This window comes from Pseudoalteromonas sp. SIMBA_162 (genome assembly GCF_046535955.1).
Classification (GTDB): Bacteria; Pseudomonadota; Gammaproteobacteria; order Enterobacterales; family Alteromonadaceae; genus Pseudoalteromonas; species Pseudoalteromonas marina.
This window is the reverse complement of the sequence record NZ_JAWJBQ010000035.1, coordinates 22,255-31,113: the sequence shown is the minus strand read 5'-3', so window position 1 is coordinate 31,113 and position 8,859 is coordinate 22,255. Positions and strand designations below refer to the sequence as shown.

Annotated in this window: 9 protein-coding genes and 2 tRNA genes; 4 read left to right on the top strand and 7 right to left on the bottom strand. The window is 38.6% G+C overall.

The window, feature by feature from the left end; translation table 11 throughout:
- Positions 1–261: 261 nt before the first annotated feature.
- The 4 genes from R0J88_RS17960 to R0J88_RS17945 form a co-directional block, all read right to left on the bottom strand.
- Positions 262–338, bottom strand: a tRNA-Val gene (locus tag R0J88_RS17960).
- 215 nt (positions 339–553) lie between these two features.
- A tRNA-Val gene (locus tag R0J88_RS17955) sits at positions 554–630 on the bottom strand.
- Positions 631–743: 113 nt separating this feature from the next.
- Positions 744–1,805 (bottom strand): DUF3080 family protein, encoded by a 1,062-nt coding sequence (locus R0J88_RS17950; RefSeq protein WP_410900611.1) that lies wholly within the window; start codon positions 1,803–1,805, stop codon positions 744–746.
- On the bottom strand, positions 1,786–3,138 hold the full coding sequence (locus R0J88_RS17945; protein ID WP_410900610.1) for an MATE family efflux transporter: 1,353 nt from the start codon (positions 3,136–3,138) through the stop codon (positions 1,786–1,788). Before R0J88_RS17945 ends, R0J88_RS17950 begins: the two co-directional genes overlap by 20 nt.
- Positions 3,139–3,266: 128 nt before the next feature.
- Between R0J88_RS17945 and R0J88_RS17940 the strand changes: the two genes are divergently transcribed.
- A complete protein-coding gene (locus R0J88_RS17940; protein WP_410900609.1) occupies positions 3,267–3,893 on the top strand; it encodes a riboflavin synthase subunit alpha in 627 nt (208 codons plus the stop codon).
- Here R0J88_RS17940 and R0J88_RS17935 read toward each other — a convergent pair.
- Positions 3,890–4,093, bottom strand: coding sequence for a CPXCG motif-containing cysteine-rich protein (locus R0J88_RS17935; RefSeq protein WP_008128431.1), 204 nt, complete (start codon positions 4,091–4,093; stop codon positions 3,890–3,892). The genes R0J88_RS17940 and R0J88_RS17935 overlap by 4 nt on opposite strands.
- A 136-nt stretch (positions 4,094–4,229) precedes the next feature.
- Positions 4,230–5,090 (bottom strand): fructosamine kinase family protein, encoded by an 861-nt coding sequence (locus R0J88_RS17930; RefSeq protein ID WP_410900608.1) that lies wholly within the window; start codon positions 5,088–5,090, stop codon positions 4,230–4,232.
- 124 nt (positions 5,091–5,214) lie between these two features.
- Here R0J88_RS17930 and R0J88_RS17925 point away from each other — a divergent pair, with 124 nt between their 5' ends.
- Positions 5,215–5,907 (top strand): DUF445 domain-containing protein, encoded by a 693-nt coding sequence (locus R0J88_RS17925; protein WP_410900607.1) that lies wholly within the window; start codon positions 5,215–5,217, stop codon positions 5,905–5,907.
- Positions 5,908–5,975: 68 nt separating this feature from the next.
- Here the strand turns inward: R0J88_RS17925 and R0J88_RS17920 are convergent, their stop codons facing one another.
- Entirely contained in the window at positions 5,976–6,338 is a 363-nt protein-coding gene (locus tag R0J88_RS17920) for a DUF3718 domain-containing protein (RefSeq protein WP_410900606.1), read from the bottom strand.
- 252 nt (positions 6,339–6,590) lie between these two features.
- Between R0J88_RS17920 and R0J88_RS17915 the strand changes: the two genes are divergently transcribed.
- Together R0J88_RS17915 and R0J88_RS17910 are read left to right on the top strand one after the other, a co-directional pair.
- Positions 6,591–7,376, top strand: coding sequence for a hypothetical protein (locus tag R0J88_RS17915; RefSeq protein WP_410900605.1), 786 nt, complete (start codon positions 6,591–6,593; stop codon positions 7,374–7,376).
- Positions 7,377–7,476: 100 nt separating this feature from the next.
- Entirely contained in the window at positions 7,477–8,859 is a 1,383-nt protein-coding gene (locus R0J88_RS17910) for an amidohydrolase (RefSeq protein ID WP_410900604.1), read from the top strand.

The following is an 8,859-nucleotide window of genomic DNA, read 5'->3' as shown; positions in this document are numbered from 1 at the left end:
TGAGTGGATTCGAACCACCGACCCTTGGACCGGGTTATTAAGAGTGGGTAGTGCTTTTTCTTGCATTTATATTTTTTAAATTGGTACGACTGAGTGGATTCGAACCACCGACCCTTGGACCGGGTTATTCAGAGTGGGTAGTGCTTTTTCTTGCATTTATATTTTTTGAATTGGTACGACTGAGTGGATTCGAACCACCGACCCTTGGACCGGGTTATTAAGAGTGGGTAGTGCTTTTTCTTGCATTTATATTTTTTGAATTGGTACGACTGAGTGGATTCGAACCACCGACCCCTACCATGTCAAGGTAGTGCTCTAACCAACTGAGCTACAGTCGTACAATTTTTGAGGTTTTACTTAAATATTGGTACGACTGAGGAGATTTGAGTTACTGACCCTTGGACCGGGTGGTCAAGAGTAGGTAGTGCTCTTTCCTTCAATTATACATTTCATTAATATTGGTACGACTGAGTGGATTTGAGTCACTGACCCTTGGACCGGGTGGTCAAGAGTAGGTAGTGCTCTTTCCTTCAATTGTATTTTTCATCAATGTTGGTACGACTGAGTGGATTCGAACCACCGACCCCTACCATGTCAAGGTAGTGCTCTAACCAACTGAGCTACAGTCGTATTACTATATTTAAGTGAGTGTTAATTGCTTAACAATGGCCGCTAATATATAGCGTGGCGGTTGGTGAATCAAGCACGTTTCGTGTTTTTAGGTTTATTTGCCGTTTTTTTATTCATATTGGGCTGATTTCACACGTTTTATAAAACTCTTGCCACCAAATGACATGCTGTTTAGCTGAGCTTTTCAATTGATTTAATAAATTGGTATTTGAGTTTGCTTTAATCAGCTGATTAATTTCATTAGTTGTTACACGTTCTTGGTACCACAGTTGATTTAATAAAGGCTGAAGCACTTCAAGAAAACCAATGAGTTGTGCTTGGTAAGGCTGAATTTGTGAAAGATAGAACTTTTGAAATATATTATTCATTATTTTAGCTTTATCTTTGTTTTTACCCACTGGGCATAGGGTGCTTAAATTGATGTTATGCACCAACCCCGAGGCAATTTTATTTAGCCTAATTTGTTGCCTGACAGATTTAATTAATGATTGATTAAACCTATATTTATTAAGCGTTTCGAGTGCTTGGTATATTGCATCTGTGTTTATTTTGTCAAATTGAGCCTGAGCTAATTGCGCTTTAATAGCAGTAAGTTTACGCATTGCCTCAATTGTGTCGCTAAAGCCTGCGGGTTCTTTACTTAATTCTGAAGCGGTTAGTGACCACGTGCGGTTGAGCTCTGGTTCCTCGATAAGGGCTGCATTAAAGTAATGTAGTAAATCAGCTTGTTTTTGATTTTTAGCTTCACTAATTTTTTTATACGTTACTGAGGTTTTATCGAGCGAGGCTAAGCAGCTGTTGGCGTGTTGAATAAAGTCTATTTGATATTTTAAACGCCCTGCAGCGGTTGCTGTTTTACCCAGTTGGTTGTTGTGCTCACTTATTACCACATTTAAGTTACAACTGCTTATTCCCGCAAGCTCTACTATACCCAGTGTTATTTTACTGTTTTTGAGTTTGGTTAACGGGTTTAATTTGAGTGAATTTAGTGATGGCAGGTCTTCAGATTTTTTATCGGTTATATTTTCAAGGCGTTCTATGTAAGTGTTGTTTATACTACTGGGAGCTTCTGTACAAGCTGTAAGCACAGTAGTGGCTAGTATCAGTAATATGCATACTGATACTAACTGCTTTGTATAATGTAAATTAAGTGTGTTAGCTAATAAATGGTTCATGTTTAAAGCGCTTACTAACAGTTAACATTAAGAGTATGGCTGCGACGGTGAGCCCGACAATTATACCAATCCAAAACCCGTGCGGCCCCATTGCTGGTGCTATGATGTCCGTTCTTGCCAATACGTAGCCTAAGCTAAAGCCGATTAACCAATATGAAATAAACGTGATGTAAGAAATAGGGGCCGTGTGTTTTAACCCTCTTAATATGCCATTTGCTGCAACTTGTAGGGCATCGGGTAGTTGGTAAATACAGGCTAAAACCATAATTGAAGTGGCAAGGGTAATAACAGCAGGGCTGTCTGTGTATAGCTGGCTGATCACATCACGGCCTATAAACGTTATAAACGCCAAAAACAGTGCGATTAATATAGCCAGTAAATAACTTGTTGATACGGCTATTTTTAACTGTTCAAACTTGTTTTGGCCATACAAGTTACCAATCCGAATACTAATAGCAATAGAGAGGCTCAGCGGCATCATAAACAGTAACGCGGTAACACTCGCTGCAATTTGATGCCCTGAAACAGCAACCGCGCCTAAATGGGCAATAAAGAGTGGAATACATGCAAAAAGTGTTACTTCAAAAAAAGTAGCCAAAGAGATAGGAATACCTAATTTTGTAATAGTGGCGATAGTCGTTATATTTGGTTTTTCAAAAGGTGTGAGCAGCCCTTTGGCATCTATCTTTTTACTCATTTGGCAATAAGTGACCTGTGCTAATGCCATCACTGTTAAAACAATAGCTGTTGCTATACCACAGCCAGCTCCGCCATAGGCGGGAAGGCCAAATAAACCATTTATGAAAATGTAGTTAGCAGGAATATTAACGGCTAATCCGAGTAAGCTAATATAAAGAGCCGGTTTTGTCATGCCCATGCCTTCGGTCATGTTTCGGTAAGTTGTAAAAAATAAAAATCCAAATACTCCCCATTTAACAAATTGGATATAGTCGAAAGCGAGGCTCGCAATAGCCGGGCTTGTATCTAGCTGTAATATAATAATGTTGGCCAAGTAGGCAATACTAAAGCCTGTAATACACAGTAAAACGGTTAAATATAAAGCTTGTTGAAAATAGTGGCTTATGCCTTTTTTATCATTCGCACCGGCAAATTGTGCAATTATGCCAGTTAATGCTAACAAAATACCTTGCAACGCTAAAAGTAGTGGGTTCCAAATACCAGTAGCAATAGATAGCGCAGCTAGGTCGGTAGGGCTGACCTGACCTGCCATTATGGTGTCGACCACCGACATTAATATAAGGGTAACTTGTGCTAAAAAAACAGGCAGCGCGAGAGAAAGTAAACGCTTAGCTTCCCAATTACAAAAGGTCATAAAAACAGTTATTTAATGAGTAAGGCTGTAATTGTAATCTATTGTCTTTGAAATAAAAATCTAAGGAGTGAATGATTTTATAATTCGATACGTTAAACTATTACTTTGTCATAACTTAACGAGATTTTATGTTTACAGGTATAGTGCAAACTCAGGCTACTGTGGTGTCTAAAACCCATAATGAGGGTGTTTTACGTTTAGTGGTGTCGGTGAGCGATGACTACGTTAAACACCTAGATTTAGGAGCCAGTATTGCGATTAATGGATGTTGTTTAACGGTAGTAAAAGTTGAGCTAAGTAACCAAGACGTAGTCGCGCAAGTTCACTTTGACGTGATTGACGAAACACTTAAATTAACTAATCTAGGGCTTCTTGAGCTGGGCAGTTTAGTAAATTACGAGCGCTCTGTTACTTTTGGCACTGAACTGGGTGGACATATTGTATCGGGACACATTCACTGTGCGGCTAAAATAAATCAAATAATTAATACCCAAAGCAACTGCAAAATTCAGGTAAGCTTACCGGTAAAGTGGCAAAAATATGTATTGTACAAAGGCTTTGTCGCCATTAATGGTGCTAGTTTGACAGTAGGCGAGATTGACGAGCAGGGCTTTTGGCTGCATTTGATCCCAGAAACATTAGCAATTACAAACCTAGGTAAAGCGCAAGTGGGTGATGAGCTAAATATAGAGGTTGATCAGCAAACTTACACTATTGTTAACACAGTAGAAAACTACCTGCGTCATCAAAATTAAAAAATTTGTTCGTCGTCACTGTCTACGTGTAGCTCTAGTTTATTGTTTGCATGGTCAATGTGCATATTTAAATGGATTGGGTTGCAACAGGCAGTGCAGTCTTCAATGTAGTCCTGATCGCCCATGCTGGCATCTAAATCTAAATGAATATGGTGTCCGCAAAACGGGCAGCTAATACGTTGTGATAAAAAGTCTTTCATAATCACTCCAAATACAAATAACTTAAGCAGAGCTTGGAATGTTTTTATTCTAACCACGGCTTAATGACGTAAAACTGAACTCCTTAGAACCCTTTAAATATAGTCTGTTTAGCGTGTTATGACAGTTTATTTACACTTATTGCATAAGCTTATCTATATGTTGTTTAGCTTCAGTAAGATAGTGCCCAGCAAAAATATTTGCATGATTTAAAATAGGGTATAGTTGGTAAATATGTTTACGTTTTTGATAGCTTGATAGAAGAGGATATTGCTTATTATAGGCAACATAAAATTCATCGGGTAGTGGCGCAAATAGCTCGCTCATTGCTATATCAACTTCCCGATCACCATAATAACAAGCGGGATTGAATACGGTCGGTACTTCTTTTAAAAAGCCCAAGTTGCCTCGCCAAAAATCACCATGTAACAAAGATGGGCTCACAACATGACTATGTAGTTGTGCTTTAACTTCATTAATTATGTGCTCGGGATTGGCAAATTTAATGCCTTTTTCGGCTAATAGTTGTAATTGCCACCCTATGCGTTCTTCGGCAAAGAATACATCCCACTTTTTGTGCCAACGATTTGGTTGAACGGTGGTAGCTAAGTGATTATCTATATCAAAGCCAAACATTGCCTGGTCATGCTTTTGGTGCATTTGCGCTAGTTGAGTGCCCATTTTTTGCCATTGGCAATAGGGCTGCTCATCAAGATCTAACCACGTAAGTACGATAAATGAAAATTCAATGTTAGCACCTGATGTAATGCAGGTTGGAACATTAAAATAACTATTATTAGCAAGCATCTGTAAGCCCCTAGATTCACTTTCTAAACGCTCAAGTTCGGTTTTTAGCGCAATTTTAACAAAGTAGCTTTGTGTGCCATTGCTTATATGAAAATATTTATCGGTTGTTGTGCTTTGCAGTTGTCGCTTTTGTGTGTGTTTAAAGTCAGTATTTGTAGCTTGGCTAATGTGCTCGTTAATTGCTTTCCACATAATAGTTGCTCGTATTTTAAACAGACACTTAAACTATGGCAAAAAGGGATTAATTTAACAAACTAAACGTTGTAAAATTAGCGAATGTGTCGCACAAAGTGACGCTAACTGTAATGGAGTAAAAATGAACAAAAGTTTTATAACCAATTTACTAGCAAGTATTTGTGTAGCTGCAGGATTGATGTTTGATCAGCCAGTAGTTTTGTCGGTGGGGTTATTTGCACTTTCTGGCGCAGTGACCAATTTATTGGCTATTCATATGCTATTTGAAAAGGTGCCGTTTTTATATGGGTCTGGTGTTATTGCGCTCAAGTTTGAGAGCTTTAAAATTGCTATACGAAACCTAATACTCACTGAGTTTTTCTCCGAACAAAAAATTAATAATTTACTCAACAAGGCGCAGCCTAATATCGACTTTGAACCGATCATTAGTAATGTTGATTTAAATCCAGCTTTCGATAATTTACTAGAGGTTATAGAACAATCACAATTTGGTAGCATGTTGGGTATGTTTGGAGGCACTGCTGCAATAGAGCCAATGCGTGAAAAATTTATTGAAAAAATGCAACTTTCGTTGGCACAAATTTCTCAAACAGAGGACTTTAAAGCGTTAGTAACGCAAACGCTTTCACAAGGAAATAGCGCTCAAGGGTTGCACAGCACAGTACTTAAACTTGTTGATGAACGCCTTGATGAATTAACCCCTAAAATGGTGAAAGAAATTATTCAAACAATGATACGCGAGCACTTAGGTTGGTTAGTTGTTTGGGGCGGAGTATTTGGCGGTTTATTTGGTTTAATTGCGGGTGTTCTTTAAGCGATAAAGTTAAAAATAAAACTAAGCAGGTTATAGTTATGCCTGCTTAGCTATAACGTTTAAACATATTATTGCGGAGACGAAATAACAATGATTTCAGGTGACGACACCTTTGCTAAATCTTTAATTGAAGTGCGAGTGCTGCTTTCAATATTTAAGTAATTAGCACTTTTATCTAAATTATAATGCGCTACAAAATCACCCATAGGTAAGTTATTACACGTTAGTTTATTGCTAATAATGCTTTTTTTAACGTTCAATGACTGCTGTGTTTTGCGAAGTACATATGCTTTATTAGACGCAACAGCCATACAAATTTGAGTGCCTGGCGTTGAGTCGGCTGCTACAAATTGTGTTGCTGATACAGGTGCTGCTAATGCCGCACTACCAATTACAAGTGTTGTACATAATGCTGTTTTAAATGTATTCATTTTACTTTTCCTCGTTGTTTGCGGTTGCAAGCTAATTATTAAACTAATTAATTAAAAAAGCTGTTAACCAAACGCAACAAGCTGTAAGCAAGTATGTTTAATGTACACACTTACTTATAGGCTTATGAAAAAGCATATTTTTAAGTGTGTTTTTTGACACACTTTCACAAAAATAATTTATTGATACTGACATATTTTTTTAGGCTGGTATTATCGCCCCTTAAATTGATGTGTAGATTTTTAGGATAAACAGTGAGTAAAGCGTTAGCCAGTTATTACCAACAAGCCTATGCCTGCGAACAACAACATTTTAATCAGTGTTTTTATTGTGGCTGCGAAGCAACTGAACGCGATCATTGCCCACCTCTTCATATGCTGCAAAGTATTATTGATTTAGGCGAGGATGCCGATTTTATTTCAATTCCTGCTTGTTATGAATGTTATGCGTTATTACATAACGAACGACTAATGACTATTGACGAGCGCTTTACCAAAATTAAAAAGAAGCTGTCTAATAAATACGCTAAAGCACTGCGTGTCTATAATATGTGGGAAGAAAACGAACTAAGTGACATGAGTGATGAGTTTGCCCACAGTATTCAGGCCGGTATGAAATTAGGAAAAGAAGCCGCGGAGCGATTGGCATTTACTGGTTTTAGCTACGCCACCGAAGAGGCACGTGTCACAGTACGTGAAAAAACCAAAGAATTTGATGTAGAAGGTAACGTGTTTACCGATTTTAAAGACGCACTGAATTACTGTATTACCTCTTTAAATGTGCAAAAAAGTGACTTTTATAAAATTTTAGTTGAAGACTACAACGGCGATTTTAACAAAGCCCTTAGTCAGTACCGTCATCGCCACGATAAGGTAACAGCGGCTAAAGATGGTAATACTCTTATTAAAGATTTTTCTAAATTACATAAGCAGAATTCAGATTTTGTAACCCGCACAGTCAAACATTTTATCAGCAAAGAGCCGTCACTCACCACAGAGGGCGCACTAGAAAAGCTGTATAACAATTATATAAAAAAATAATCACGTAAATTCATCTTAATTTACCGCGTTTTCACCTGTTTTTTTAGCTTTATACCCAAGCTTTCGCTAAAGTATTAAAAAAACAGGAGAACCCAACAACATGAATAAATTTGCTCCCTCTTTATTAGCAGTTGGCTTAGCCGCTGCACTTGTAGGTTGCCAAGAAAATGGCCCGCAAGATGATAAAATTACTATTAACAAAAACCCATACCCAAGCACTTACACGCCAATCTCTACAACAAGTACACTCATCAAAAATGCGACTGTTCTTACAGGGACTGGCGAACGCCTAGATGACGCTGATGTACTATTGGTAGATGGTAAAGTACAGCAAGTGGGTAAAGACTTAACTGTAAAAGCAGACACAACTATCGATGCACAAGGTAAATGGGTAACACCAGGTATTATTGATGTTCATTCACATTTGGGTGCCTATCCAAACCCATCGGTAGAATCACATCAAGATGGTAACGAAATGACCAGCCCAAATACCGCTGAAGTGTGGGTAGAACATTCTGTGTGGCCACAAGATCCAGGATTTAACCGTGCGCGCGAAGGCGGTATTACGTCACTTCAAATTTTACCAGGCTCTGCTAATTTATTTGGCGGACGTGGTGTAACACTTAAAAACGTGCCTGCGCATACAATGCAAGGGATGAAATTTCCTGATGCACCGTATGGTCTTAAAATGGCGTGTGGTGAAAACCCAAAACGCGTATATGGTCGTAAAGGTGTATTGCCTTCAACACGTATGGGTAATATGGCTGGTTACCGCACTGCGTGGATTGGCGCGCAAGAATATAAGCGAGCATGGGATAAGTATGATGCAGAATACGCAGAAGGTAAAAACCCTGAAGCCCCTAATCGCGATATAAAGTACGATACGTTACGTGGCGTTCTTGAAGGCGAAGTAATGATCCACAATCATTGTTATAAAGCCGAAGAAATGGCGATGATGATTGATCTTTCTAAAGAATTTAATTATCACGCAGGTACCTTCCATCACGGTATTGAAGCATACAAAATTGCAGATTTGTTAGCCGACAATGGCTCGTGTGCTGCATTATGGCCAGACTGGTGGGGCTTTAAAATGGAAGCCTACGACATGGTTCAAGAAAACGTTGCCATTGTTGATGCGGTTAAAAACTCGTGTGCCGTTGTTCACTCAGATTCAGACACAACCATTCAACGCTTAAACCAAGAAGCGGCTAAAGTAATGTACCGTGCTAATGAAAATGGCTTTGATATCTCAGAAGAGCATGCAATTAAGTGGATCACCACTAACGCAGCAAAATCATTAGGTATTGACGATAAAACAGGCTCGCTAGAGGCAGGTAAACAAGGCGATGTGGTTATTTGGAACCAAAGCCCGTTTAGCGTTTACGCAAAAGCTGAGCAAGTGTTTGTTGATGGTGCAAAAGTTTACGATAGAAACGATAGTACTTATCAGGCAACCAGTGATTTTATGTTAGGTCAAAAATAA